Here is a 25,854-nt window from a genome sequence, read left to right on the forward strand (position 1 = left end):
TGTTCCTACTTGACGGCGCCGGCGGCGATGCCGGCGATGAAATGACGCTGCAGCAGCACGAAGACGACCAGCATCGGCACGGTCAGCATGACGGCGCCGGCCATGATGCCGCCCCAGGAGACCTTGGTCAGGCCGATCAGCGTGCCGAGCGCCACCGGTGCGGTCATCGCGCCGGGCTGGCTGTTGATCAAAAGCGGCCAGAGATAATTGTTCCAGGACGCAAGGAACAGGATGATGGCGAGTGCCGCCAGCATCGGCCGCGCCAGCGGCAAAGCGACGAACAGGAAGATGCGCCATTCCTTGACGCCCTCGACACGTGCGGCGTCGAACAGATCGTGCGGCATCATCGAGAAGGCCTGGCGCATGAACAGAACGCCGAGCGAATTGAACAAAGGCGGCACGATCAGCGCCACCCAGGTGTTGGCGAGCTGGAAGTCGCGCGCCACCATGATGAATTGCGGGATCAGCACCACCGCATAGGGAAGCGTGATGGTGCCGAGGATGATCGCCACCACCGCGCCCTTGCCGACGAACTGGTAGCGGGCGAGCGCCCAGCCGGCCATCGAGGTCAGCAGCACCGAGAAGAAGGTGTAGGTCACCGCGACTGCCACCGAAATGCCGATGGCGCCGACGAAATTGGTGTCGCGCTGCAGATTATTGAAATTGTCGACGAAGTTGCCGTGCGGCAGAAGCTCGATGCCGGGGCTGAAGATGCCGTTGTCAGGCATGGTCGAAAACACCACCATCATCCACAGCGGAAACAGCCAGATCACCGCCAGCGGCGTCAGGAACAGATGCAGCAGGACGCTGCGGCCGAGCCGGCGTTGCGACAGCGAGCTCATTTCGGCTCCCCTCTCATTTCGGCTCTCTCGTCAGCCACAGCTGCACCAGCGTGATGGCGATGGCGAGCCCCGCCATGGTGTAGGCGACGGCCGAGGCATAGCCGAAATTCAGCGAGCGGAAGCCCTGGCGATAGAGCAAAAGGCCGAGCGTCTCTGTGCCGCCGCCGGGACCGCCGCGCTCGGTGATCAGGAACGGCTCGGTGAACAACTGCATGGTGCCGATGATCGACAGCACGGCGCAAAAGACGATGACGGGCTTGAGCAGCGGCAGCGTGATGTAGAAGAATTGCTTGACCTTGCTGACGCGGTCGAGTGTCGCCGCTTCATAGACATCCTCGGGGATCGACTGCAGGCCGGCGAGCAGGATGATGGCGTTGTAGCCGGCCCAGCGCCAGGTTACCGCGATCATGATCAGCGCCATGGCCGGGGTGACGTTGGAAAACCAGTCGATCTTGGACAGGCCGACGCTGTTCAAGAGCTTGTTGATGATGCCGAAATCGAGATTGAACATCAGCCGAAACACCGCGGAGTAGGCGACTTCGCCGACCACCACCGGAGCAAAGAAGGCAAAGCGGTAGAGGCCGCGCGCCTTCAGCAGCGGCGAGTTCAGCAGTACGGCCATGACGATCGCCAGCGAGATCATCACCGGCACCTGGATGACGAGGATGAGCAGCGTGTTCTTCAGCGCGTTGAAGAAAGCGGGGTCGCCGATCAGGCGGCCCCAGTTGAAGGTCGGCGCAAAGCGCCACGGCACGGTTCGCGTCGCCTGGAAGGAGATCATGAACGAAGAGATGATCGGCCACACCCAGAAGATGGCGAAGATCAGCAGATAGGGCGTGAGGAAGCGATACGCGGTGGCGTTCTGGTAGCGCATGGTTCCTCCTCCCTTTCTTTCTTGCCTTCTCCCCTTGTGGGAGAAGGTGGCAGCGAAGCGGCCGGATGAGGGGTGTTCCAGGGAACGCCAGCGTCTCACTCCGCTGGAACACCCCTCATCCGTCTCGGCGCTAACGCACCGATCCACCTTCTCCCACAAGGGGAGAAGGTAAGACGCGCGCTTGCTACTTAATCGGCAATCCAGTCGCCGAGGCGATCTGGTTGGCGGCGTCGTCGAGGGCGGCCTTGGCGTCGGGATAACCGCCGCCCAGATATTTGGTCTGCACCGCGCGCATGATGATTTCGGCGTCGCTCTGGAACTGGGTGCCGCGGCTTGGCACCACTTTGGGCAGGGTGGCGAGGATGTCCTTCCACACCGCCTGGCCGCCCCAATAGGGCAGGCCTTGCGAGACATAAGGGTCGTCGAGCGCCGAGATCAGCGACGGCACCAGGCCGAAATCCTTCAGCATGGTGATCTGGCCGTCGTTCGTCTCCAACGTGTATTTCAGATAGGCGTAAGCCGCCTCCTTGTTCTTCGAAGCCGAGGTGATGGCGAGCGACGAGCCGCCGAGATTGGCGGCGCGCGGGCCGTCGGCGGTCAGGCTCGGCATCAGATAGACGCCCCATTTGCCGTTCTCGCCGGCCGATTCGGTGCGGATGGTGCCCTCATACCAGCCGCCATAGATCTGGGTGGCGACGGTGCCGGCGGTGTTGTTGGTGATCTTGGTGCCCCAGTCGGCCGACGAGATGATGCCGGCGTCCTTCATGTCCTTTATCTTGGCCAGCGTATCGACGCATTTCGGCTGGTTGACGGTGATCGACTGCCCGTCCTCGGCGAAATAGCCGCAGCCCTGCTCGTTGGAGATCATGCGGAAGAATTCGGTGTCGCCGTTGAAATCGGCATTGGTCATGGTGACGCCGGGATTGGCGGCCTGGATCTTCTTGCCGGCGGCGATGAAATCGTCCCAGGTCTTGATCGAGGCCGGATCGACGCCGGCTTTCTCGTAGAAGTCGCGGCGGTAGAAGGCGGCGACCGGGCCGGAATCCCACGGCATGGCATAGGCCTTGTCGCCGACTTCCAGCTCGGTGCGCTTGAAATCGGGGAATTTTTTCGCGTCGTCGGCGGTATAGCCCAGCGTGTGCAGGTCGACGAAACAGTCGGGGAACTGGGTCCAATAGTTCTCGGCCTCGCCATTCTCGACCGAGACGATATCCGGCAGGCCGACGCCGCCGGCAGCACAGCCGGCGATCGACTTGTCATAGGTCGGCTGGTTGCCGAGGTCCTGAACGGTGACCTTGACGTCGGGATATTGCTTGTTGAAGCCGGCGACCGTCGCCTTCAGCGACGAAGCGGCGATGTTCCAGCTCCAGATCGTGATTTCGCCAGACTGCGCCAAGGCCGGGCCGGAGCCCAAGGCAAGCGCCAGCGCGGCACAGGTGAGTGTCGTGCGCATTGAATCCTCCCATTTCATTTGCTCTCTCTTCGCGAGCATGGCTAGACTAGGCGGCGCGGAAGGCTTGTCCCCGACAATGGGAATAAAAGATGGGCGGAAAGTAAGATGCCTGAACGGCCGTTTTACCAGCCTGGCGCCAGCAGCGTAGAAGGCCTGCCGATGGCCTTGCAGATGTTTCACAACCATCCGCTGGTGATGCTGAAGCCGCACTGGCATGCCCAGGTCGAGGTCAATTTCATCGTCCGCGGCAGCGTGCACTACCGCATGAACGAGCATGAGATTTCGCTGTCTGCGGGCGAGATGTGCCTGTTCTGGGGCGGCCTGCCGCACCAGATGGACGATCTCTCCGACGACGCCATCTATGCCGGCGCGCATCTGCCGCTGGTGCATTTCTTCCGCCTGCATCTGCCGACGGACATCCGCCACCGGCTGATGACGGGCGCCACGCTGGTGACATCGGCCACCGACCCGGCGGACCATCACAATTTCGAGCGTTGGAACCGCTATTTCCGCTCCGGCGATCCGGCGATAACCGAGCACGCGGTGAATGAGCTGTTGCTGCGGCTGGAGCGGGTGCGGTTCGAGCCCTACCGGCTGGTGCCGGAAACCGCCAGTCAGGAAACCGGCGGCCCGTTCGACCAGCAATCGCTGCGCAATGTCGGGCGCATGTGCGACTTCATCGCCGAGAATTTCCTCTACGAGATAGACTGCGTCGACATCGCCGCGGCCGCCGACATCCATCCGAAATACGCCATGAGCACCTTCAAGAAGTCGACCGGCATGACGCTCAACGAATATATGAACCTGTTGCGGTTGAGCTACGCGCAGGCGCTTCTGATGCATGAAGACGCCAACGTGTTGCGCGTCGCCATGGATTCAGGCTTCGGTTCGCTCAGCGCCTTCAACAAATCGTTCCGCAAGCTGGCGGGGATGTCGCCCTCGGATTTCCGGCGCAGCGCCGTCCGGTAGCCGTAACCCTTGCCCGGCCCTTGTCGGCGGCGCGGCTGTGAGCGACGCCCTCGGCGGCGCGGCGACAGCGCTGGTCTCGGGTCTTCTGGTCCGCCTTGCCTACCGGCAAAACACCAGGATTGACCGGCTGATCACTGGATTGTTGTAGCAACCGCGATGGGCGGCTTGCCGGTAGGGCCGGTGGTGCACCGGCCCTGCGGTGGATGCCGGTTTACTTGGCCGGTCGGACGCTCGAAGCCGCGAACTTGCCGGCTTTCGTCGTGTAGGTGACGGTCACCTTCTCGCCGACCTTAAGCGTTTCCGCTTCTATTCCTTCCGGCAAGGAGAATGTCTTGCCGTCGGCCAAGGTGACCGAATCACCTTTCTTGTCGATGCTGGCGATCGAGCCGGTGGTCGCCTTCGCGTAGGCACCGGTGGCGGATGCGATGGCCAATATCGTTGCAGCAGTGATGACTGATTTTTTCATTTTCAGGCTCCTTTCGTTTTGCTCTGCCGAGGGCTGTTGCCCAGGGCTGCTTCGGTGGGATCCGGAGCTCTCTCTCGGATCGTCCCTCTGGCCTCGGAGGACCGGAACGACGTTAGGCCCGGGAGTTTTCGACCAGCTGGCCGCAGGCTTACAAATGTGTAAGTCCGGCGCGATCCGTCACAAGTCCCGCAACTGCTCGGCCGTCAGCCCGGACGACGGCCTGGCCGAAAGCACCGCGGCCGCCACGGAAGCCACGACGAGGCCAAGCAGGATCGCCAGATAGAACCAGGGGATGGACAGCGTCTCCGGCGGAGGATCGAACACGCCGGTCAAAAGCTTCACCAGCATCCATGCGGTCAGCACGCCAGACAGCAGGCCGAAGACCAGCCCGCCGAGGACGATAAGCAGGCCTTCCGCCCACAGGAATGCAGCCAGTTGCGCGGGCCGGGCGCCAATGGCGCCGAGTATGGCAAAAGGACGGCGACGTTCGGCGAAGCCCAAGGCCAGCACAAGCCCGGCGGCAGCGGCCGCCATCACCACCGAGAATCCGAGCTCGATCCGCGTCAGTCCATCAAGATCAACCGCGGTCAGACTCGAGCCGATGAGATGGGCAGCCTGGCCGATATCGGCGATTTTCAGCGAAGGGTCGAAGGCCAATACCGAAGCAGCCTGGCGCGCCAGTGCTGCTGGCCTGCCCGTGGCGCGCATCAGGATGTATTCGGAGGCGTCGGACCCCGTCATGCGGGCGACATAGGCGGCATTGGCGACGAGGAAGGAGTCCTTCGGGGCGGTCGGAAATTCGCGAGCGATGCCGATGAATTTGAAGGGGATCGCGTGGTATTGGTGGTCTCCTGCATGGATGAGGCGCAGGTTGATCGTGTCGCCCTGCTGAAGCTGAAAATCCTGCACCGTTTCTTCCGACACGAGGACGCCGTCGGGTGTAGAGGCGAGCCGGCCGAGCGTTTCGGCTGCGCTGACATCGAAATAGGCATTGGAGAGGTTGGTGGCGCGGCCGATGCGGGAAGGGTCGATGCCGTAGAGGTCCTGCAGGTCGGCGCCGACATAGGCGAAGCGATGTTGCATCGGCTCCACGGCGGCGGCATCGGTCAGCCCCGTCAGGGCCGCAAGATGTGTTCCGGCCGGGTTGTCGGAGGTGCCGAACACGGTAACATCGGAACCGTTGGTCAGTTCGGCGTCGATGCGGGCCTGGGCGTTGTAGGTGGTGTTGAAGATCGCTGTCGATGTGGCAAAGGAAATCGCCAGAGCCGTCATGGCGATGCCGACCGTCAGGCGCTCGGGCTGCTTGGACAGGGCAGCCGACACGACGGGTGTCAATGGCCCGCACAGCGGAGCAATGATCGTGCGCGGCAGTTGGCCGTTCCCTGCGATGATGCGATCGGACAGCCTCATCGTCAGCAGGGCGGTGCCCAGCCAGAACAGGGCCGGCGCGATGAAGGCCTTGTAGTCGACCGCGGTCGCCGCCACGCCTTCGGGCGCCAGGACGACCTGATATCCGGTGCTCGCGGACAGCCAGAAAAACAGCCCCGCCGCGGCAAGCAGCAGAACATCCAGCCACAGGCGCCGCCAAAGCGGTACGGTCACGCGGGTCACAGAGTGTCGAGCCGCGTTGGCGGTGATCCAGCGCGCATCACGCCAGGCGGGAAGCAGAAAGGCGACAACACCCGCCAGCAGGCCGCCCAATGCCGCGACAAGCAGGGCAGGAATACCATGGAGCAAATTGGTATCCGACCCACTCGCCACGGCAGGACCAAGCAGCCAAGCCCAAGCCAAGCCCAGTGCCGTGCCGGTGACGGCGGCCAGCGCGGCCTCGACGGCCGACAGCGACAGAATGGTCCCCAACGTGGCGCCGCGAACGCGCAGCAGCGCCTGCTCCGTTCGCCGACGCACCCCGCCTGAGGATGCGACGGTGAAGGTCAGCGCCACGGCAAGCGCAACGCCAGGCAGACCGAGAAACAGGAACAGCACCGATGCATACAGGGCGTCTTCGCGGACTGCCCCGAGGCGTGAGCCGAGATTATCCGCGACCAGCGCCTGGCCGACCGTCCGCGCCTCAAGATTGCGCTGTGCGCCGGTGACGAAATCATAGGCCGCGACAGGACCGGCCGGCAGTGTTTCATGGTCAATCCGCGCGTGCCATTGCAGGCGTACCGTATCGGGGCGCAGCTTCATCTGCGGTTCCAAAAGCCGTTGCCAGTCCCCCCAGGGCAGAACGAGCACGTTGTCGGGCGGAGCCTGCGGCGAAGCCTGGGCCGGCAGGCCGACTGCCTGGAACAGCGAATCCGCATCGGGAAGATCGACTACCCCGGCGATCGTGACCTCTGCCGCAGGCAGGCCGACCCGCTTGATCGAGACCATATCGCCGGGGCCGACATGAAGATTGGCCGCTGTCTGCTGGGCAATCAGAACGCCATCGGTAGTGCCGGACAGCAAGCGGACTTCCGTCGGGAAAGTCTTTGAATAGGCGCCATCGAAAGCGATGACCTGTCCTGGCCCGGTGGTCTGGGTGGTTCCGGCGGTAACAGCCTCGAATCCCGCCACGTCTGCATAGCGCACCGCGTGAACGGCCTTGAGCGGGACAGCATCGGCCATCGCCTTGCCGATCACCTCCGGATCGGCGCCGGAAATCGTCTGGACCTGCCAGTCGATCGGAACCGCCTTGATGGCCCGGGCCGTCATCGACGCGCTGGCGTTGGCCAGGAAAAGCGCCATCGCTGCCAGCAACGCAACCGTCAAGGCAACGCCTGCCGCGGCACCGACGACACGCAGCAGGCGGCGGGCAAGGATGCCACGCAGCCATAGCAAAATTATCTTCATGCCGCGTCCTGCCGTGGCCATTCCGAGATGATCCGGCCGTGGTCCATCGTCCATCTTGTCGCCATCCGGGCAGCTATCGCCTCGTCATGCGTCGCCACCACAAGGGCGGTTGCGGTGTGCTCTAACCGCTCCAGGACCGTGTCGAAAAAGACTTGCGCCGTGATGCTGTCCAACTGGCCGGTCGGCTCATCTGCGAGAACCAGTTCCGGTCCTATGGCCAAGGCGCGGGCCATTGCGACCCGCTGAGCCTGCCCCCCGGACAGTTCCTCGGGCAGCTTGTCGGCCAGCTCGCCGAGGCCGAACGAGTCCAGCAGTGCCCTGGCGGTCGCACCAGCGCCCGCGTGCTCGCCGGCCAACACCAGGGGCAGGCTGACATTCTGGACGGCCGTCAGAGCGGGAAACAGGCTCGGCGATTGGAACACCACGCCGACATGCCGCGGCCTCAGGTCCTCGAACCGACCAAGTCCTGGCCATTCGATATCTCCGGCCGTCGGCCTGTCCAGGCCGCCCAGTATATGAAGCAAGGTTGTCTTGCCGCTGCCGGAGGGGCCAACCAGGGCGATGCGCGCACCGGCTGCGATCCTGCAATCGACATCGTGCAACGCAACGGCGCGCCCAAAGTCGCGCCCAAGGCCTTTGCCGAAAACCAGCGTATCACGCATCATCGATCCGGCCATCCTTCAGCCTGATTATCCGGTCGGCCCGATACGCAAGCGCCTTGCTGTGGGTCGCGAGCAAGGTCGCCAGTCCGGCTTGGCGTCGCGCGTCGAATTGGCCGATCAGGCGGGATTCGGTGTCGCTGTCGACCTCCGCCGTCGGCTCGTCGGCAACCAGGATCGGCGGATCCGCGGCAAGCGCCACCGCGAGGCCGGCCCGCGCCGCCTCGCCGCCGGAAAGCTCGGTTGGAAACGCACGGGCGCGGTGCAGAAGATCGACGTTTTCCAGCAGGACGCCTACCCGCTCCTCGTTAGGCTTCCGGGCAAGCAGCATCTGCAAGCGCAGGTTTTGCTCGACGGTGAGGTGGCCGAACAGGTTTCCCGACTGGGGGAGGATGCCAAACCTGGCGGCACGAATGCGCGAGCGCTCGGCCTCGGGTCTGCGGGTCAGGCGTTTGCCGTCGACCTCGACATAGCCGCCGTCCGGTTCATCGAGACCGGTGACGCAGGACAACAGAGTGGATTTGCCACTGCCGGACGGTCCCACCACCGCGACGATCTCGCCCGGCGCCACATGGAAACTGATGCCGCGCAACGCCGCCGTCTCGTCGTCACCGACGTGGAAGAACCGGTAGAGTTCATGCACCTCCAGCGCTTGCATGTCATTTCCATCGGAACGAATTGGACATCAGCTGCCACTGATCGACATTGTCGGCGCCCTTGGGCGCGTAGAGCTCCAGCGTCACCAGCCTGCCGTCCTTGAAGTAGAGGTAGCGCTCGTTTTCAAGGCGCACCTGTTTGTTGGTCACGGCATTGGGTTCGGAATTGGAGGTATAGACAATGCGGATCGCGGCACCCGCGGGCAGCTTGACCTGCTTGACCGCGGTCACCCGCACGGCCCGGCTTCCGGCCTCGAGCTTTGGCACATAGTCCGCCTTGGCGCTTTCGACGGTCGGCGAGGCATCCGCCTTGGTCACCGAGAGTATGACGCCGTCAAGCTTGTCGACGAAGCTTGCGCCATCGGGGCGGTCCGACCTTGCCCATCCCTCCGGCACTTTCATGGCGAAGCCCTGCGGCGAGGCATAGTCGATGAAAACCTGCGTATCGGGAATGTCTCCGGGTGGGTTCTTTTCCGCGGGAACCGCCTTCTCGGCTGCAATGGCCCGGTCGGCGACAAGCGTCGAAGCGCAGGCGGCGCCCAGGCAAACAGCGAGCGTCAGCGCCGAAATGATACGGGGGGATTTTTGAAATGCGATCATGTCGAGCGGCCTTTCAATGAACGGCTGATACGGCCCATTATGTCGCGCCAACTTTACCGCCAGGTCGCCGCCTTCATACGGATCGGTAAGCTTCCGGCGCGCGATACTTCAGGTCCCCGATGTCCTCACCGTCCGGAAGCTGATGATGACCGCCAGGCCAGGATGGCGATCCTCCAGGGTGATCGTTGCGCCATGCAAATCGGCGACGGCCCGCACGAGGCTCAAGCCAAGGCCGCTGCCGGGCGTGGTGCGGCTGGAGTCCAGCCGGTAGAGCCGCTGGAAAACCTTCTCCCGCTCGCCGGCCGGGATGCCGGGACCGTTGTCGCAGACACAAACCAGAATCCGGTCATCCTGCCGTGTCACCGACACCGCGATCACGGTGCCGGGCGGGCAGTGCCGCAGGGCGTTCTCGACCAAATTGGCGACCAGTTGCATCAGCAGGTCGCGGTCGCCGTGAATATACCATTCCGTACCCGGAACGATCGTTGTCGACAGGACCTTGCCGTCGTCTTCGGCGACATCTGAGTAGATCTCGCCGATGGTCGCGACAAGGCGGCCGACATCGAGATCGATGAAACGCGCCTTGCGGGCACCGGCCTCGATCTGGGCTATGCGCAGAAGCGCGTCGAAGGTTTCGTTGATCTGCAGCGCCTCTGTGCGGGCGTCGGCGAGCTCGCCGGAAACATCGGCGCCTGAGGTCGTCTTGTCGGCGGCGGATTCGAGGATCATCTGCAGCCGGTTGAGCGGCGTCTTTAAATCATGCGCGATGTTGGCGCTCACCTCCCTCATGCCGTCGACCAGCGCCGACAGGCGGTCCAGTGCCGCGTTGACCTGGCCCGAGACGGCGTCGATGTCATCGCCATTGCCGGTCAGCGGGATACGGGCCTGGAGCCGCCCATGCGAGACATCGACCATGGTGGCGGCGATGCCGTCGAGGCGGCGCTGCACGCGCGACGCCAGCAGTGCGCCACCAACGATCGCAAGACCCAGGATGAAGAATGTTCCCCAGACGAAGCTCATCAGCACGATGGTCTCAAGTTCTTCGGTTTCCGACAGCGAGACGGCGACCGCCAGGCTGTTGCCGCCGACCTCGCCCGAATAGGCACGGTACATGGTTCCGGGCGGCACGCCGGGCAGCGAGGCGGCAAACATCGAGAAGCCGTCGGGCAGGCCGGAAGCGGTGAAGTTGCCGGCCAGATGGGTGCCGTCTGGGCCGGTCAGCGAAAAGAGCTGCTCCTTGTTCGGGCTGAGCTGGGCATGATCGTTGACTGTCGCGATCAGATCCTCCTGATCGCTCTCCGCATAGGTCACGGCGACGACCGAATAGGTATCCTTGAGCGTCTCATCGAGCCGCGCCGACAGGTCTGCGCTCATCAGCTGGTAGACGATCGCGCCCGACAGGAGGAAGGCAAGCACGAACAGGAAGGCAAAGGTGAGCGCCAGCCGGAACGGCGTGCTGCGCAGCAGGCTGGCGCTTGTTTCCTTCATCGCTCTAGAGCACGATGCCGAAAAATGTGACGCCGTTTTCGGGCGACATCATGCTCTATCCCTTTGATCTAGGCGGACTTCGGCCAGAACAGCCATAGCAGCGCCAGCGTCGCCAATATCCAGACAGCAATGATGAAGACCAGTCCGGCCTTGCCAACCGGCCTGGCGCGGCGCGTGGCCGCATCACGGAATTCCTGCATGAGACCGGCTGGCACCAGCTTGACCGCGAGCATGATGCCGAGCGGGACGATCAGCAGATCATCCAGATAGCCGATGACAGGGATAAAATCAGGAATGAGGTCGATAGGGCTGAGAGCATAGGCTGCAACCGCCCCGGCAGCGGCCTTTGCATACCAAGGCACACGGGGATCGCGGGCGGCAAGCCACAATGCCACCGTGTCGCGCTTGATGCCGCGCGCCCATCGCTTTGCAGAGTCCAGCATCGACATTTCGCTTATATACGGACAGCCAGTCGGACGTGCGAGATGTGATCGAGCATGGCCCATTCAACCCGGCGCGTGCAAGCTGTAGCCGGTGTTGCGCACGGTATGGATGAGCGGAACCTCGAATGGCCTGTCGATCTTGGCCCGCAGCCGGCTGATATGGGTTTCGACGACGCTGGTCTTGGGGTCGAAATGGAAATCCCAGACCCGCTCCAGAAGCATGGTGCGGGTGATGACGCGGCCCTCGCCGCGCATAAGCACTTCGAGCAGGCTGAATTCGCGCGGCTGCAGGTCGATGGCCTGACCCTGTCTGGTGACGCGGCGCTGGATCAGGTCCATTTCGAGATCGGCGATGCGCAGCGTGGTTTTCTGCTCCTGCGCCGCCGGGCGGCGGCCAAGTGCGTTGATGCGGGCGAGAAGTTCGGAAAAGGCGAAAGGCTTGACCAGATAATCGTCGCCACCGGCCTCGAGCCCTTCGACGCGGTCGTCGACACCGCCAACCGAGGTCAAAAAGATCGCCGGCGTGCGCACGCCCGCCGCCCGCACCGCCTTGATCATCGACAGGCCGTCGAGGCCAGGCAGCATGCGGTCGGCGACGATCACGTCATAGGCGTCGCGGGTCGCCGCAAACAGCCCGTCGCGGCCATCGCGCAGCAGGTCGCAGACGTGGCCAGCTTCGCTCAGGCCCTTGACGACATAGTCGGCGGTCCGGGGGTCATCCTCGACAAGCAGAAGTCGCATCGTTGTTCCGATCGCTGGTTGACCGCCCCCGGCGATCCTCTAACGCCCTGTTTTGGCGCAATTCCGGCCGAAAAGCGGTTTCACACTTTTTCCTGGAATAGTCGGTTCCGCCTTGTGATGCCGGATTGCCACGAGCCGAAAAAGCCCAGCAGCGGTTCGACGGCCTCGAAGCTCCGATCCATCTCATAAGGTCCGATGACCGGAATGCCGATATGGCCGTAGCGGATCGACAGCTGCGCCTCTGACACCGTCTCGTTCGCGCCGGCCAAAGCTGCGAGGTAGAGCGCCGAGGCGAGGCCGGTGCGGTCCGACCCCTCCTTGCAATGGATCAGCACCGGCTTGGGCGCCGATTGCAGCAAGGCGATCAGCGCCAGCGATTGCTGCTGTGTCAATTCGGTGCGGGCGTTCATGGGAAAGTCGATATGGCGGATGCCAAGCTCATCGGCAGCCTTCACTTCCTCGTCGTACCAGGCCTGTCCCGGACCCGCGCCACGCAGATTGACGATCGTGGCAATGTGGTATTTGTCGTGGTAGTCGCGGATTTCGTCGGCGGTCGGCTGGGCCGAGCGATAGGCCTCGCCCGCGACAATGGCGTGGAAATTGTTGTTGAGGTGGGTTGCCGCGAGCGCGCCGCCGCCCATCGCAACGACGGCGATCAGCGACGCCAGCCAGATCCGCACCGACCTGCGTCGTGGTGTGTTCAAATCGGCCATGTCAGGTCCGTTTCCTTTCGTGATGCACTCGGTCCCAACCCTTACTCGGATTCGATAAGAATGGGGTCGGCCTCGTCGGCGTTCTCCTTCAGTGTCATATAGACAACCACCGCGACGATGCAGCTGAGAAAGGCAATGCTGGTGAAGCTGGTGCCGAAGCCAAATCCGCCATATTCGACCGGTTGCGACAGCAGGTCGCCGAACGAAGCGCCTAACGGCCGCGTCAGGATATAGGCCAGCCAGAAGGCGAGTATGGCGTCGAGACCGAAGGCGAAATAGCCAAGCGCGATGAGCGCGATGACCCCGCCGAACAAAAAGCCGGTCGTGAGATAGCCCATATCGAATGTCTCGGCGACCAGGTCCCCGGCCGCGGTGCCGAGCGAAAAGGTGAACAGGATCGCCAGCCAGTAGAAGATCTCGCGCCTGGTGGTGACGATCGTATGGATCGAAAGCGTCCTTTCGCTGGCGTACCAGGCCGCGAATGTCGTGGCGAGCAGGACCGTGAAGGCGATCGTGGTGGTTTGCAGGCGGACGCCGAAATTGTCGACCAGATTGTCGGTGATCAAGGTGCCGACGACGCTGATCAGCACCACCGCCAGCCAGTAGGCCCATGGCACGTAGCGTTTCTGCGCGAACTGCAGCGCCAGCGCGACGACAAGGATGCCGGTCATGATCAGTGAGGTGACGGTCAAACCGAGGCCGAGATTGACTGAGAGATAGTCGGCCGCCGTCTCGCCCATGGTCACCGCCAAAAGCTTGATCAGCCAGAATTCGACGGTGACATCAGGAACCCTGTTGGGCGATGCCAAAGCGGGTGCCGTGCTTGCAGACGAGAGCATGATGGTATCCTTGTCGTTTCGATGGGATGGGACTATCGCCCGGTATGTGCGGGGAGGCTTGGCCTTACTTGCCCATGATCTTCATGGCCTGGGCAAAGAAGTCGTCGGCGCGCTTGTCGTCATCGGCATTGCAGCGCTCGACACCCTTGGCCTCGAGATCGGACACTTTGGTCTTGTCCGCGGCGCTCAGCGCCGCCGAGGCTTCCGCCGCGCGCAGGTCTTTCAGAGCGTCTTCGCAAGGCGCTGGAGCGGCCGCGGCTGAAAAGACCGGGTTGGCGATGGCAATTGCGCCGAGCGCGAAAGCGAGGGCCAGTTTTTTCATGTTGAGTTTTCCTGTATTGTGCCGATGTTCGGCGGTGGTGAAACGATGTCCGGCGCGTCGGCCGGCACAAGGACCATAGGCAGGCGACCTCGCCACCATCTGTCCGCCTGCTTACAAATTCGTAAGAATGCCCAAAATCCTTGCCGGTTGCCTCGCCATTGCCGCACGGAAGCGCTAGTGGATGGCGAGACACCGGCGCGACAGGCCCTGCCGGAGAGCAGGAACCATGATGAGCTATGCTCCCCCCAAGCCGGCGGCGAAGGCGTTCGACCAGCACAAGCGCCTGATCGTCGTACAGGTGGCCGCGGTCCTTGCCATTGTGCCGTTGCTGTTCACCAAGCCCTTTCTTGTCGAAGGCTCGGACGGGCACGAATACATCGAAGCGCTGGGCATCGGCTTCGTGCTGGTCTGCTTCCTCGGCCGTCTGTGGAGCATTCTCTATGTCGGCGGCAGGAAGAACGACGAGCTGGTTACCATCGGCCCGTTCTCGATGACCCGGAACCCGCTCTATTTCTTTTCCACGGTCGGCGCCGCAGGCGCCGGGTTGATGTATGGCGCGGTGCTGGTGGCGGCGGCCCTGGCTCTGATGAGCTACCTTGTGTTTCGGGTGACGGCGCGCAAGGAAGCCGAGTTCCTGTTTGGAAAGTTCGGCCCCGCCTATAGCGCCTATGCCGAGCGCACGCCGGCTTTCTGGCCGAACCCGATGCTGTTTCACGACCAGGCTGAACGCCAATTCTCGACAAGAACGCTGCGGCGGACATTCACGGACGGGCTCTATTTCCTGGCGCTGTTCCCGATCATCGAGACGATCGAGCAGTTGCGGATCAGCGGCGTGCTGCCGGTGTTTTTCACCCTCTACTGACCGGAACGCCGCGCCGCGCGGCGCACACTGTAGAGCAGGATGGCGAGGCAGCCGACCAGAAGCAGGACGCCGCCGGCAAGCGGCGGCAGCGCCAGCAGCTTCACTGCCGCGGTGATCGCCACGATCAGCAGCAGCGCCAGCGTCGCCAGGCTGCCGTCGTCGATGAACATGCCGACGAGTTCGTTCAGGATGAGGCGGACGATAGTCATCGGGCAGCTCCTTGTGCGGCCTTGGGGTGGCTGTCGCGCAACCAGCGCACGATGGCGAAGGACGCGACGGCAATGATGGCGAAGATGGCCAGCAGCGCCAGATCGGCGCCCGGCCAGTCGGCGCCAAGGCCTTCGCCGGTCCAGAAAATGCCGAAGCTGGTCAGCATCAGGCCGACGGCGAATTTGAGCGCGTTCTCCGGCACTCGAGCAAGCGGCCGGTGCACCGCAAGACCGATGATCGTGACCAGGATGAAGGCCGCCAGCGCGCCAAGGCTGGCATAGAAGGTCTGCGCATGCGCGGCACCCACGGCAATGACGATGAACACCACTTCGACACCTTCGAGCAGCACCGCCTTGAAGGCCGCGAGCCCGGCCAGATAATCGGCGCGGCGGTCATTGGCCTGTTGGTGCAAGGTGGCGGTTTCCTTGGAAAAGGCGGCGTCCTCGTCATGCAGGGCGATGACGCCGACACTGCGCAAAATGGCTTTTCTCAACCAGCGCATGCCAAACAGGATCAGGAGCACGCCGACGACGAACTGCAGCACGGTGATGGGAACCAGCGCCAGCAGCGGTCCGAAAGCCAGCACCAAAGCCGCCAGCAGCGCCAGCGCAAGGGCGGCGCCAGTCAGCGCCGGCCGCCAGCCGCGGGTGACGCCGACCGCCAGCACGATGGTGAAGGCCTCGACCACTTCGACGAAGGAGGCGAGGAACGAGGCGGTCACGGTGGAAAGTATGGGCGTCAGGCCGTTCATGAAGGCTTCCTGTCTGCTCGGGAATCATCAAGTCGGGAATCACCAGGCATTGAACGATACAACGCTCCGATTGTAGCGAGAAAGCGGGCGCTGAGCCGGCGGGCGGCGTTTCCGCCCGTCGAGACGGACGCGCTGCGGCCCGAGCTCGACCGCAATGCGCCAGCAACGGCCTCGACGTTGCCGGCGGGCCGATGTTGACACCTGGCAAAGCCGCGCACTAACCTGTGGCGTAATCGGTTACGTAACCGATTACGGTGGATCACAGAGGAGGAAATCATGAGCAAGATAACAAGCCGATCGTGATAGGACTTGTCATTGTGCTTGCCGTCATCCTAGACGCCTACAGGGAGCGGCTTTTGCGGGTGATCCGCTAGAGGGATAACCGATGACGACGATTGCCGATGTCGCGCGCCATGCCGGAGTGTCGGTCGCAACCGTCTCTCATGTGATGAACCGCACACGCCATGTCGAGCCGGAGACGGCCGAGCGCGTGCATTCGGCCATCGCCGCTCTGCGCTACAGCCCGAACACGCTGGCGCGCAGCCTGAGGCGCGGCGAGACCAAGACCATCGGCCTGCTTTTGCCGGACAATTCCAATCCGTTCTTCGCCAGCGTGGCGCGCCAGATCGAGGATGCCGGCTTCCTTGCCGGCTATACGGTGATCCTGTGCAACTCCGACGGCAGCGCCGAGAAGGAGGAGCGGTATCTCCAGGTGCTGATGGCCAAGCAGATCGACGGGCTGATCTTCGCCGGCTCGTCCGACCATGCGCGGGTGTTCGCCAACGTTCTGCCCGGCGTGCCGGCGGTGCTGCTCGACCGTGAGATCCATTCGGTCAATGTCGATTCCGTGCTGGTCGATCACGATCATGGCGGCTATCTCGCCGGCCGCTATCTGGTCGGGCTCGGCCACCAGAAGATCGGCGTCATCGGCGGCCCGCGCGATTCGAGCTCCAGCCCTGCCCGCCTGCGCGGCTTCGCCAGGGCGCTGCAGGAAGCAGGCCTCGACCTGCCGGCGGCCTTCGTGGTCGATTCCGACTATCACTTCGCCGGCGGCCGCACGGCGATGGAGCGGCTGATGGCGCAGGCCCCCGGCATCACGGCGCTTTTTGCCTGTAATGATCTGATGGCCATGGGCGCGCTGACGGTGCTGCGAGCCCGGGGCCTGCGGGTTCCCGACGACATGTCGATGATCGGCTTCGACGACATCCCCTATGCCGTCACCACCTGGCCGCCGCTGACGACGATCGCACAGCCGGTCGAGAAGATCGGCACGCGGGCGGTCAGCCTGCTGCTCGCGCGGGTTGCCGAGCCGGCGGCGCATTCTCGTCGCGAAGTGCTGACGCCGGTGCTGGTCGAACGCGAGAGCTGCGCGCCGCTGCGCGGCTAGCGCCCGTCCAGATGCGTGGATTTCGCGGCCTGGTTGCGCGAGGCATCAGGCCGCGATGCGGAAAGCTCAGGCGGCCGGCTGCAGCGCTGCCCTGAGCAGCATGCCGAAGAGGTCGCGCGGCTCGTCGGGATCGGCGAGCAAGTCGAGCTCCTCATAGAGGCCGGTCGCCTGGAGCTGGTCGCGGACATAGCGGAGCGCGGAAAAATCCTCGGTGGCGAAGCCGACGGAATCGAACAGCGTGATCTGTTCCGCCGTCATGCGGCCCTCGGCCTGGCCGGTCATCACCCGCCACAGCTCGGTCACCGGATGGTCGGCGTCGAGCTGCTGGATCTCGCCCTCGATGCGCGTCTGCGGCGGAAACTCAACGAAGATGTCGGAGCGCAGCAGGATGTCGCGGTGCAGCTCCGTCTTGCCGGGGCAATCGCCGCCAACCGCGTTGATGTGCACGCCGGAGCCGACCATGTTGTCGGTGAGGATGGTGGCGTACTGCTTGTCGGCGGTCACCGTGGTGATGATGTCGACGCCTTCCACAGCATCCTGTCCGGTCGTGCAGATGGTGATGTCAAAACCTTTGCCGGCGAGGTTGCGGGCGCATTTTTCCGAAGCGGAGCGGTCGATGTCATAGAGCCGCAGCCGGTCGATGCCGAGCAGCGCCTTGAAGGCGACGGCCTGGAACTCGGACTGGGCGCCATTGCCGATGATGGCCATCGAGCGCGAACCCTTGGGCGCCAGATATTTGGCCGCGACGGCGGAGGTCGCCGCGGTCCGCAGCGCCGTCAGGATGGTCATTTCGGTGAGCAGCATCGGATAGCCGGAGCCGACATCGGCCAGCACGCCGAAGGCGGTGACCGTCTGGCGGCCCTCGCGCATGTTCTTCGGGTGGCCGTTGACATATTTGAAGCCGTAGAGGCGACCGTCGCTGGTCGGCATCAGCTCGATGACGCCGTCATGGCTGTGCGAGGCGATGCGCGGCGTCTTGTCGAACAGCTCCCAGCGGCGGAAATCCTCCTCGATATAGGCGGCGAGTTCGGTCAGGAACCGCTCGACGCCGATGGTCAACACCAGCTTCATCATGCGGTCGACGCTGACGAAGGGGACGATGGCAAGGCGGGAAGGCTGGGTCATGCGATGCTTCCGGAATGGCTGCGGGTCGGGCGGTCCATGATGCGGCGGCCCATCAGGCTGGCGGCGAGGTCGACCATCAACGTGGCGGTGCGGCCGCGCTCGTCGAGGAACGGGTTGAGCTCGACCAGATCGAGGCTGGAGACCAGGCCGCTGTCGGACAGCATTTCCATCACCAGATGCGCCTCGCGGAAAGTGGCGCCGCCGGGCACGGTGGTGCCGACGGCCGGCGCGATCGAGGGGTCGAGAAAGTCGACGTCGAGGCTGACATGCAGCAGGCCGTTGGCCTTTTCGACCTGGGCCAGGAAGGCGCGCAGCAAAGGCGCGACGCCGTGCTCGTCAATGGTGCGCATGTCATGCACGGTCACGCCGGCTTCGCTCAGCGCCCGGCGCTCGGCCGGATCGACGCTGCGCAGGCCCATGACGCAGATGCGGGCGGGATCGACGGCGACGGGCAGGTCCGGGAAATAGCCATTGAAGCCCGGCCGGCCGCTGGCATAGGCGAGCGGCACGCCGTGCAGATTGCCGCTGACGGTAGTGTCGAGCGTGTGGAAATCGGGATGCGCGTCGAGCCACAGCACGAAGAGCGGCCGGCCGCTCTCGGCCGCCCGGCGGGCTATGCCCGATACGGTGCCGGCTGATATCGCGTGGTCGCCGCCAAGGAAGATCGGCATCGCTTCCTTCGAAGCCGTGTAGGCGGTTTCGGCGATCGCCTCCGTCCAGGCGGAAATCTCCGGCAGCGCCTTCAGCGCAAGGTTGCCATGGACGATAGCGCGGGCCGCAGCCGGTTGCACCGCGCCCCAGTCCTCGACCTCATGGCCGAGTTCCGACAGCACCGAGACAAGCCCTGCCGTGCGCAAAGCGCTCGGCCCCATCTCGCATCCCATCCTACCCGCGCCGTCCTGCACCGGCGCGCCAACGATCCTGCAGCGCATGATTCTTTTTGTCCTTGCAATTGATTGGGCGATTGATGGCTGGAATGAACCATCCCGGCCCGGCAGTTTGAACAGGCGAAATTGGCATTTCGGAAAGAATGATTTATCATTCCGATAAGTCGTCTTAATCAAAGTGGATAGTAGTCATGGATGCGCTCGACGAAAGGCTGGTCACGTTGCTCAGGCACGACGCTCGGCGCAGCATCTCCGATCTCGCGGTCGATCTCGGCGTCTCGCGCGCCACGGTCAGGGCGCGCATGGAGCGGCTGGAAAAGGCGGGCGAGATCATCGGCTACACCGTGGTGCTGCGCGCCGACGCCGTCGACCAGCGGATACGCGGCGTGATGATGATCGAGATCGAAGGCCATGCCGCGGACCGCGTGGTCCGGGCGCTCGGCGGTTTGGCCGAGGTTTCGACCATTCACACCACCAATGGCCGCTGGGACCTGGTGGTCGAGCTCGGCACGGCGTCGCTCACGGATTTCGACGCGGTGCTGCGGCGGATACGGCTGATCCCCGGCATAACGGGCAGCGAAACCAGCCTGCTGCTGGCGACGCCGAGGACGACCAGGGCGAGGTTGGCCTAGATCAGGCTGGCGTGTTTACGCAAAGCCAGGGTGCGGAACTGGCGGACGGGTCGGCTGCCTGACAAATCCTGTATTGGCCTGCTCGGCAATCTGCTCGGCTTCGCTGCGCGTCAGCCCCATCAGCAGTCGTCCCGCTATCTCCGCCGGCAGGTCCGACGTCAAATCGTAGACAAGCCAGCGGTCACTGGGATCTTGCATGGCTGCGAATCTCATTGGCGCTCCTCTTGTCAGCGCACTTAAGTTTTTGAGACGGTCGGATCGTTCCGGCTTTAATCGAAACTGCGGATGCGGCGTTGATCAGAACAGCTTTGGCTGATTGGCTGCGGCAAGCTCGAAATGCATGTAGTCCTTGGTGCCGGTGGCGCCGCCCAGCCAGCGCAGGCCGCCGCCATCGCTGGCGGCCAACCCGGCTGCGGCCTGCGGGGCCAGGTTGAAGAAGCCGAAGCGGGCAACCGAAGCGTCGGTGCCGATGATCTTGGGGGAGCCGACCTTGGCGGCCCGGCGGGAGAGGTCGGCGGCATCGGCCAGCAGCTTCGCGGTCGACTTGGCCTTGGCAGGCGTCGCGCCGGCGCCTTGCAGCAGCGTGGCGAGATCGGTCTGCTTGGCCGGCACGGCGGTTGCCAGCTGATGTGCCGTGGTGAGCTTCGCCGCCGGCAGTGTCACGCCGCTGAGCCGTTTTATGGCGTTGCCCATGGCGACCTTGAGGCCATCGGCATTGGCAAATGCGGCAACGACAGCGGCGTTGGCCTTCGACAGCACAATGGCCGCCGGCAGCAGCGTGTCATAAGGGTCGCCGGCGAGCAGCGTGGCGCTCTCGGCGCCATAGAGGTCGACACCGGTGAAGGCGGCGATGATGGTCAGCGGCAAAACGGTCTTCTTGACGTTGGGGTTGATCGCCGGATCGATGTCCACCGCCCAGCCGAAGGAATGATTGCTGAGTTGCGTGGGCGAGTTGACATTGGGCCTTATGTTGAAGCCGCCGACGCTCTTGATCTGGTCCAGTGCTGTCAGCGCCTTCTTGGCGGTAAGCAGCGCGACGGTGTTGGCCAACCTGGTCTTGAGTGCGGGATGCACCGGCGACTTGAAGCTCGCCCTCGGAAAACCGGCGCCCAGCATCTGCTTGTAATAGGCGTTGACCCGGTCGATCGCCTTGGCCGGATCGCTGGGCGCGCCGAACTTCGCATACAGCCGGGTACGAATATTCTGAAATCCGGAAAAGCCATCGCTGATGTTGTTTCTGACGAAGGCCGAGAGCTTGTTCCATTCCGCCAGTATGTCGGCAGCACTTGCGGACGAGGCGGCCTCGAGAGGGTTGATCCGGTCCAGCGCCGTCAGCAGCGCCAGCCGTAGCGTAGCGGCCAGTTCGCGCCGGTTGAGCGCCTGCGGCAACGCGGTCACGGCCGGCGCCTCGAACCCGGGAAACAATGTCGTCTGCAGGTGGCCGTCATAGGCCATCAGTTGCTTTTCGAGCTGCGGCCACAGCCAGATCAGCGCCTCGCGGTCCGTGATCCGCGCCGTGATCGCCGCAACGATCGCCTCGACCCCGTACTTGGCAATCTGATCGACATTGGCATCGGCTGTCATGGCAAATCCCCTAGGATATGGCGCGACTCAGTCAGAAAGACCGCAGAATCGCGCGCCTCCCATCTTGCCGGCCAGCGCTTGAAAAAAGACGAATCCACTGCACCCCCCGGTCAAGCAGTCGCAAACATCTGACGCGATATTATCGCATCCCGTTTTTCTTTCAACGGCGAAGTGATGCTTTTGTCTCAGAACTATAGTTTGCTCTCCGCAAGCGTCAAAGTCACGAACAACTTGGGCTGTGAGCGGTTGCACCTTGTGGCGATCCGCGTCACCGAAATCAGCGTTGACCGATTGGGCAGATCATCCGCGCCCAACTGTTTTCCTTGGCCCAGGTGCGGCGGGCGCTATCCGGAAATCCTCCACGTAACGGAGGCTTGCTACCGGCCGAGGGTGATGGCAGGATAAAAGGCCGCAACGAGCGGCCTCTGGCGGTCGTTGCGTTCCGATGGATTTTGAAGCATTTTCCCAAGGTGCGGGTTCTCCTCACAATGTGCGGCAGCCTCGTTTCTCCTTGGTCGCCCTTAACTTTTCGCAATGTGCGCTCTGCCTGCCTCAGGCCGCAGGGCATGTAATTCCACGGGGTCAAGCCTCATGACAGAGATTTGTGCTCGAGGCGTATGCCGTCGGCGAAGACAAGGCATCGCGTCACAAACAGCGGCCCTTGGCATTCGTGTCCGGGCGAAGAATGCCGTTGCGTACCTCACGCCCTTATGTCTCAAAACAGGTCGGTAGACCTGCGGATGATTTCGAAGCTGCGGGGTTGCCCACGGTCCGGCGAGAATTCTAAAAGACGTTCATAATGACACAGCACGCAAAAGACGCTCGAATTCTCATGTACAGCCACGACACGTTCGGGCTCGGCCATTTGCAGCGCTGCCGAACGATTGCGCATTCGCTGGTCGGGGATTTCCGCGGACTTCAGGTGCTTATCATTTCGGGTGCGACGATCGCCGGCGCCTTCGACTACCGCGCCCGCGTCGACTTCGTGAAGATCCCCAGCGTCATCAAGCTGCGCAACGGCGAATACACCTCGTTGGAAAAGGATATCGACCTGCATGAGACGCTGAGGATGCGGCAATCGATCATCCGCCACACGGCCGAGAGCTTCCGGCCGGATATCTTCATCGTCGACAAGGAACCGCTCGGCCTTCGCGGCGAGATCGAGGACACGCTGTCCTACCTCAAGACGCGGGGCACCACGCTCGTTCTTGGCCTGCGCGAGGTGATGGATGCGCCACATCTGCTCGAAGCGGAGTGGGCACGCAAGGATGTGATGCGCAAGATCGGCCTGTTCTACGACAAGGTCTGGGTCTATGGCCCGCCGGATTTCTACGATCCGTTGACCGGCCTGGATGTGCCGCCGGCGGTCAGGGCAAAGATGAAGTTTGTTGGTTTCCTGCAACGGAGCCTGCAGCAGAACCAGTTGCCCGGTCACCGGCCCGAGGGCGACTATATTCTGGTAACCACCGGTGGCGGCGGCGACGGTGCCGAACTGATCCACAACGTCATCGACGCCTATCAGCAGGATCCGCGATTGCAGCACAGGGCGCTGATCGTGCTTGGCCCCTACATGCCGGCGCGTAAGCGCAACAAGCTGGTCAGGAAGGGGGCCAAGATCCCCTATGTGAAGATCATCGAGTTCGACAACCGCATGGAAGAGCTGATTGCCGGCGCCAAGGCGGTGGTGGCGATGGGCGGTTACAACACCTATTGCGAGATATTGTCTTTCGACAAGCCTGCGCTGATCGTGCCGCGCGTCACGCCGCGCGAGGAACAACTGATCCGGGCACGGCGTGCAGCCGAACTCGGCCTCATCGATATGCTTTTGCCGGAAGAAGCCGAGGATTCCCAGCGGTTTGCCGATGCACTGGAGATGTTGCCGAACCGGCCCCGCCCATCGCAGAGCAATGCGCACATGACGCTGGAAGGACTGCCTCATATCTCCGAAATCGTCGCGGAACTGCTCGACCGCCGGGCCGGCCATTACCTTTCGGTCATTGAAGGCATGAACTGAGTTGCAAAACCGCAAGATCGTCGTGGTTCTGAAGGGCTATCCGCGGCTCTCGGAAACCTTCATTGCGCAGGAATTGCTCGGCCTGGAGCGTGCGGGCTTCGACCTCATACTTTTCGCGCTCCGGCGGCCGACCGACGCAAAGCGCCACCCCGTGCACGACGAGATCAAGGCGCCCGTCCATTATCTGCCGGAATATCTGCATAGGGAGCCGTTGCGCGTGCTTCGGTCGCTGTTTGCTTGTCTGCCGCGGCCGGGCTTCTGGCGCGCGCTCGGATCGCTGGCTGCCGATATCCGCCGCGACTTTACGCGCAATCGCGTGCGCCGCTTCGGGCAAGCGCTGGTGCTGGCGGCCGAATGGCCGCAAGACGCGGGCTGGCTGCATGCCCATTTCGTGCACACGCCGGCATCGGTGACGCGCTATGCCAGCCAGCTTCGTGGCCAGCCCTGGAGCTGCTCGGCCCATGCCAAGGACATCTGGACGTCGGCGGACTGGGACCTGGCCGGCAAGCTTTCCTCCGCGCGCTGGACGGTCACCTGCACGAAAACCGGCTTCGACCATTTGAAAAAACTCGCCAACGGCAACTCGTCCGTGCATCTGAGCTACCATGGGCTCGACCTTGACCGCTTCGGCAGTTTCGGCGCGGCGCGACAGCAGCATAACGGCTCGGCGCAGGGCGAACCGGTCATCATCCTGAGTGTCGGGCGCGCCGTTGCAAAGAAAGGTTACGACACGTTGCTGGAGGCTCTCGCCCTCCTGCCTGGTGATCTGGCGTGGCGTTTCGAGCATATCGGCGGCGGTGAGGAACTGGAACGGCTCAAGGCGCTGGCGCGAAAGCTCGGACTGGATGGTCGCGTCACCTGGAACGGTGCGCTGGCGCAGAAGGAAGTACTTGAGCACTACCGCAGCGCCGACATCTTCGCCCTGGCCTGCAGGATCACCGCGGATGGCGACCGGGACGGTCTGCCAAATGTTCTGGTGGAGGCGGCCAGCCAGCGGCTTGCCTGCGTGTCGACCGATATTTCCGGCGTGCCGGAGCTTTTATCGTCGGATGAAACAGGGTTGCTGGTGCCGACGGAAAACCCGACTGCCCTGGCACAGGCGCTGGAGCGCCTGATCCGTGATCCCGTGCTGCGCGCCCGCCTCGGCGACGCCGCAGAGCGGCGCGTGCGCGGCAATTTCGATCATATGGCAAGCATCGGACAGCTCAAGGACCTGTTCGAGCGGGAGTGGCGGGCCGCCGAATGACGCGGCTGCGCGCTTTCTTCTATGTCCAGCACCTGCTCGGCATCGGCCATCTCGCGCGCGCCAGTCGCATTGCGGCGGCTCTGGCCGATGACGGGTTTGACGTAACCGTCGTGACCGGCGGAGCGCCGATCGCGGGCTTTCCGGGACTGGGCGTGAAATCCGTAACCCTGCCGCCTGTGACCTCCGGTGACGAAGGATTTTCCGGCCTTGTCGACCTGCAGGGCAAACCCATCGACGATGATTTCAAGAAATCGCGCTCCGAGATGCTGCTGCAGGCATTCCGCGATTGCAGGCCTGACATTGTCATTGTCGAGGCGTTTCCCTTTGGGCGCCGGCAGATGCGTTTCGAACTCTTGCCGCTGATCGCGGCCATCGATGCGACGTCGCCCAGACCGCTTTTGGCGACGTCCGTCCGCGACATCCTTCAGGAGCGGGTCAAGCCGGGCCGAAACGAGGAAACGGTCGATCTCGTCAACAGGCATTTCGACCTTGTCATGGTCCATGGCGATCCGGCTTTCGCAACCATCGACAAGACATTTCCACTGGCTGGGGCGATCAGGGCCGAGGTCGCCTACACCGGACTCGTTGCCGCGCCGCCCGCGCCCGCGGCCGAGCGCTTCGACATTCTGGTGTCGGTTGGCGGCGGGGCTGCCGGAAAGAGCCTTGTCCGGTCCACTGTCGCAGCGGCGCGGAATGCCGACAACGCCTGGAAATGGTGTTTGATCACCGGCCCAAACCTGCCGAAGGACGAGTTTGACGTGATCTCAGGCGATGCCGTGCCGGGCCTGTCCATCTTCCGGTTCCGTGAGGATTTCGCCAGCCTGCTGACCGGCGCCCGGCTGTCGGTCTCGCAGGCGGGTTACAACACGGTCTGCGATGTCCTGCGCGCGGGGTGCCGCTCGCTGCTCGTTCCCTTTGCAGCCGGCGGGGAAACCGAACAGACGGTTCGCGCCCTGATGCTCGAAGAACTCGGTCTTGCTACCGTGCTGACGGAAAAGGATCTGACGCCTGAGGGTCTGGCGCAAGCGATCGAACAGGCGCTTGCGGGGCCGGCGCCAGCCGCGCATCGTCTCGATATGGAAGGCGCGCGTCGCTCGGCGCAAATCCTGCGCGAGCGGCATCGAACCTGGTCCCCGAAATCCTAGAACGGTTCACCGTTTCACGGAAACACCGAACCGCTCTATCTCTTTGTTTTTACGCAATTCCCAAGGGAAAGCGCACCGCGCTTTTCCCGGGAAAACCGTTTCACACTTTTC

Annotated in this window: 27 protein-coding genes; 7 read left to right on the forward strand and 20 right to left on the reverse strand. The window is 63.4% G+C overall.

Translation table 11 applies throughout. The annotated features are described in order from the left end of the window. Nucleotides 1–5 precede the first annotated feature (5 nt). The 3 genes from AC1DYO_RS18745 to AC1DYO_RS18755 form a co-directional block, all read right to left on the reverse strand. On the reverse strand, nucleotides 6–842 hold the full coding sequence (locus AC1DYO_RS18745) for a carbohydrate ABC transporter permease (protein WP_477265723.1): 837 nt from the start codon (nucleotides 840–842) through the stop codon (nucleotides 6–8). 13 nt (nucleotides 843–855) lie between these two features. Beyond that, the gene (locus AC1DYO_RS18750) at nucleotides 856–1,716 is read right to left on the reverse strand and encodes a carbohydrate ABC transporter permease (RefSeq protein ID WP_477265725.1); all 861 of its coding nucleotides are present in this window, start codon (nucleotides 1,714–1,716) and stop codon (nucleotides 856–858) included. Nucleotides 1,717–1,900: 184 nt separating this feature from the next. After that, nucleotides 1,901–3,169, reverse strand: a complete 1,269-nt coding sequence (locus AC1DYO_RS18755) for an ABC transporter substrate-binding protein (protein WP_477265727.1) — start codon at nucleotides 3,167–3,169, stop codon at nucleotides 1,901–1,903. 105 nt (nucleotides 3,170–3,274) lie between these two features. On the opposite strand from AC1DYO_RS18755, the gene AC1DYO_RS18760 reads away from it, so the two are divergent. Next, entirely contained in the window at nucleotides 3,275–4,138 is an 864-nt protein-coding gene (locus tag AC1DYO_RS18760; RefSeq protein ID WP_477265729.1) for a helix-turn-helix domain-containing protein, read from the forward strand. 211 nt (nucleotides 4,139–4,349) lie between these two features. Here the strand turns inward: AC1DYO_RS18760 and AC1DYO_RS18765 are convergent, their stop codons facing one another. The 11 genes from AC1DYO_RS18765 to AC1DYO_RS18815 all read right to left on the reverse strand — a co-directional run bounded on the left by AC1DYO_RS18765 (nucleotide 4,350) and on the right by AC1DYO_RS18815 (nucleotide 13,900). After that, nucleotides 4,350–4,604: a DUF1344 domain-containing protein gene (locus AC1DYO_RS18765; RefSeq protein WP_477265731.1), complete on the reverse strand. Its 255-nt coding sequence runs from the start codon at nucleotides 4,602–4,604 to the stop codon at nucleotides 4,350–4,352. A 177-nt stretch (nucleotides 4,605–4,781) separates the two neighbouring features. Beyond that, a complete protein-coding gene (locus tag AC1DYO_RS18770; protein ID WP_477265733.1) occupies nucleotides 4,782–7,439 on the reverse strand; it encodes an ABC transporter permease in 2,658 nt (885 codons plus the stop codon). After that, on the reverse strand, nucleotides 7,436–8,116 hold the full coding sequence (locus tag AC1DYO_RS18775; RefSeq protein WP_477265735.1) for an ABC transporter ATP-binding protein: 681 nt from the start codon (nucleotides 8,114–8,116) through the stop codon (nucleotides 7,436–7,438). Before AC1DYO_RS18775 ends, AC1DYO_RS18770 begins: the two co-directional genes overlap by 4 nt. Further along, nucleotides 8,094–8,756 carry an ABC transporter ATP-binding protein gene (locus AC1DYO_RS18780; protein WP_477265737.1) on the reverse strand — a complete coding sequence of 221 codons (663 nt, stop codon included), beginning with the start codon at nucleotides 8,754–8,756 and terminating at the stop codon, nucleotides 8,094–8,096. Before AC1DYO_RS18780 ends, AC1DYO_RS18775 begins: the two co-directional genes overlap by 23 nt. Nucleotide 8,757: 1 nt before the next feature. Next, a complete protein-coding gene (locus AC1DYO_RS18785) occupies nucleotides 8,758–9,354 on the reverse strand; it encodes a hypothetical protein (RefSeq protein ID WP_477265739.1) in 597 nt (198 codons plus the stop codon). 108 nt (nucleotides 9,355–9,462) lie between these two features. Further along, nucleotides 9,463–10,842, reverse strand: coding sequence for a HAMP domain-containing sensor histidine kinase (locus tag AC1DYO_RS18790; RefSeq protein WP_477265741.1), 1,380 nt, complete (start codon nucleotides 10,840–10,842; stop codon nucleotides 9,463–9,465). A gap of 68 nt (nucleotides 10,843–10,910) precedes the next feature. Next, nucleotides 10,911–11,291, reverse strand: coding sequence for a YkvA family protein (locus AC1DYO_RS18795; RefSeq protein WP_477265743.1), 381 nt, complete (start codon nucleotides 11,289–11,291; stop codon nucleotides 10,911–10,913). A 57-nt stretch (nucleotides 11,292–11,348) separates the two neighbouring features. Continuing rightward, complete coding sequence (locus AC1DYO_RS18800; RefSeq protein WP_477265745.1) at nucleotides 11,349–12,026, reverse strand: winged helix-turn-helix domain-containing protein; 678 nt, start codon at nucleotides 12,024–12,026, stop codon at nucleotides 11,349–11,351. Between the two features lie 80 nt (nucleotides 12,027–12,106). Beyond that, nucleotides 12,107–12,739, reverse strand: a complete 633-nt coding sequence (locus AC1DYO_RS18805) for a tyrosine-protein phosphatase (protein WP_477265747.1) — start codon at nucleotides 12,737–12,739, stop codon at nucleotides 12,107–12,109. A 41-nt stretch (nucleotides 12,740–12,780) separates the two neighbouring features. Beyond that, on the reverse strand, nucleotides 12,781–13,578 hold the full coding sequence (locus AC1DYO_RS18810) for a COG4705 family protein (protein ID WP_477265749.1): 798 nt from the start codon (nucleotides 13,576–13,578) through the stop codon (nucleotides 12,781–12,783). Between the two features lie 64 nt (nucleotides 13,579–13,642). Continuing rightward, a complete protein-coding gene (locus AC1DYO_RS18815) occupies nucleotides 13,643–13,900 on the reverse strand; it encodes a hypothetical protein (RefSeq protein WP_477265751.1) in 258 nt (85 codons plus the stop codon). 229 nt (nucleotides 13,901–14,129) lie between these two features. On the opposite strand from AC1DYO_RS18815, the gene AC1DYO_RS18820 reads away from it, so the two are divergent. Beyond that, entirely contained in the window at nucleotides 14,130–14,762 is a 633-nt protein-coding gene (locus AC1DYO_RS18820) for a methyltransferase family protein (RefSeq protein ID WP_477265753.1), read from the forward strand. Here AC1DYO_RS18820 and AC1DYO_RS18825 read toward each other — a convergent pair. Next, complete coding sequence (locus tag AC1DYO_RS18825) at nucleotides 14,756–14,971, reverse strand: hypothetical protein (RefSeq protein WP_477265754.1); 216 nt, start codon at nucleotides 14,969–14,971, stop codon at nucleotides 14,756–14,758. The genes AC1DYO_RS18820 and AC1DYO_RS18825 overlap by 7 nt on opposite strands. After that, the gene (locus tag AC1DYO_RS18830) at nucleotides 14,968–15,723 is read right to left on the reverse strand and encodes a COG4280 domain-containing protein (RefSeq protein ID WP_477265756.1); all 756 of its coding nucleotides are present in this window, start codon (nucleotides 15,721–15,723) and stop codon (nucleotides 14,968–14,970) included. The genes AC1DYO_RS18825 and AC1DYO_RS18830 overlap by 4 nt, the downstream gene beginning before the upstream one ends. Before the next feature lie 385 nt (nucleotides 15,724–16,108). Here AC1DYO_RS18830 and AC1DYO_RS18835 point away from each other — a divergent pair, with 385 nt between their 5' ends. Continuing rightward, complete coding sequence (locus AC1DYO_RS18835) at nucleotides 16,109–17,110, forward strand: LacI family DNA-binding transcriptional regulator (RefSeq protein WP_477265758.1); 1,002 nt, start codon at nucleotides 16,109–16,111, stop codon at nucleotides 17,108–17,110. A 66-nt stretch (nucleotides 17,111–17,176) separates the two neighbouring features. Here AC1DYO_RS18835 and AC1DYO_RS18840 read toward each other — a convergent pair whose 3' ends face one another. Together AC1DYO_RS18840 and rocF are read right to left on the reverse strand one after the other, a co-directional pair. Then, nucleotides 17,177–18,235, reverse strand: a complete 1,059-nt coding sequence (locus AC1DYO_RS18840) for an ornithine cyclodeaminase (RefSeq protein WP_477265760.1) — start codon at nucleotides 18,233–18,235, stop codon at nucleotides 17,177–17,179. Next, nucleotides 18,232–19,167, reverse strand: coding sequence for an arginase (gene rocF, locus AC1DYO_RS18845; RefSeq protein ID WP_477265762.1), 936 nt, complete (start codon nucleotides 19,165–19,167; stop codon nucleotides 18,232–18,234). The genes AC1DYO_RS18840 and rocF overlap by 4 nt, the downstream gene beginning before the upstream one ends. 146 nt (nucleotides 19,168–19,313) lie before the next feature. On the opposite strand from rocF, the gene AC1DYO_RS18850 reads away from it, so the two are divergent. Then, a complete protein-coding gene (locus tag AC1DYO_RS18850) occupies nucleotides 19,314–19,754 on the forward strand; it encodes an Lrp/AsnC family transcriptional regulator (RefSeq protein WP_477265764.1) in 441 nt (146 codons plus the stop codon). A gap of 15 nt (nucleotides 19,755–19,769) precedes the next feature. Here AC1DYO_RS18850 and AC1DYO_RS18855 read toward each other — a convergent pair whose 3' ends face one another. Both AC1DYO_RS18855 and AC1DYO_RS18860 read right to left on the reverse strand, forming a co-directional pair. Next, on the reverse strand, nucleotides 19,770–19,967 hold the full coding sequence (locus AC1DYO_RS18855) for a hypothetical protein (protein ID WP_477265766.1): 198 nt from the start codon (nucleotides 19,965–19,967) through the stop codon (nucleotides 19,770–19,772). A gap of 84 nt (nucleotides 19,968–20,051) precedes the next feature. Continuing rightward, complete coding sequence (locus AC1DYO_RS18860) at nucleotides 20,052–21,338, reverse strand: M15 family metallopeptidase (protein ID WP_477265768.1); 1,287 nt, start codon at nucleotides 21,336–21,338, stop codon at nucleotides 20,052–20,054. Nucleotides 21,339–22,137: 799 nt separating this feature from the next. On the opposite strand from AC1DYO_RS18860, the gene AC1DYO_RS18865 reads away from it, so the two are divergent. The 3 genes from AC1DYO_RS18865 to AC1DYO_RS18875 are packed head-to-tail and all read left to right on the forward strand — an operon-like array spanning nucleotide 22,138 to nucleotide 25,743. Beyond that, nucleotides 22,138–23,352: a glycosyltransferase family protein gene (locus AC1DYO_RS18865; RefSeq protein WP_477265770.1), complete on the forward strand. Its 1,215-nt coding sequence runs from the start codon at nucleotides 22,138–22,140 to the stop codon at nucleotides 23,350–23,352. A gap of 1 nt (nucleotide 23,353) precedes the next feature. Continuing rightward, nucleotides 23,354–24,598, forward strand: coding sequence for a glycosyltransferase family 4 protein (locus AC1DYO_RS18870; protein ID WP_477265772.1), 1,245 nt, complete (start codon nucleotides 23,354–23,356; stop codon nucleotides 24,596–24,598). Beyond that, entirely contained in the window at nucleotides 24,595–25,743 is a 1,149-nt protein-coding gene (locus AC1DYO_RS18875; protein WP_477265774.1) for a glycosyltransferase family protein, read from the forward strand. Before AC1DYO_RS18870 ends, AC1DYO_RS18875 begins: the two co-directional genes overlap by 4 nt. Nucleotides 25,744–25,854: the final 111 nt, after the last annotated feature.

Source organism: Mesorhizobium sp. P2_F5 (genome assembly GCF_056403715.1).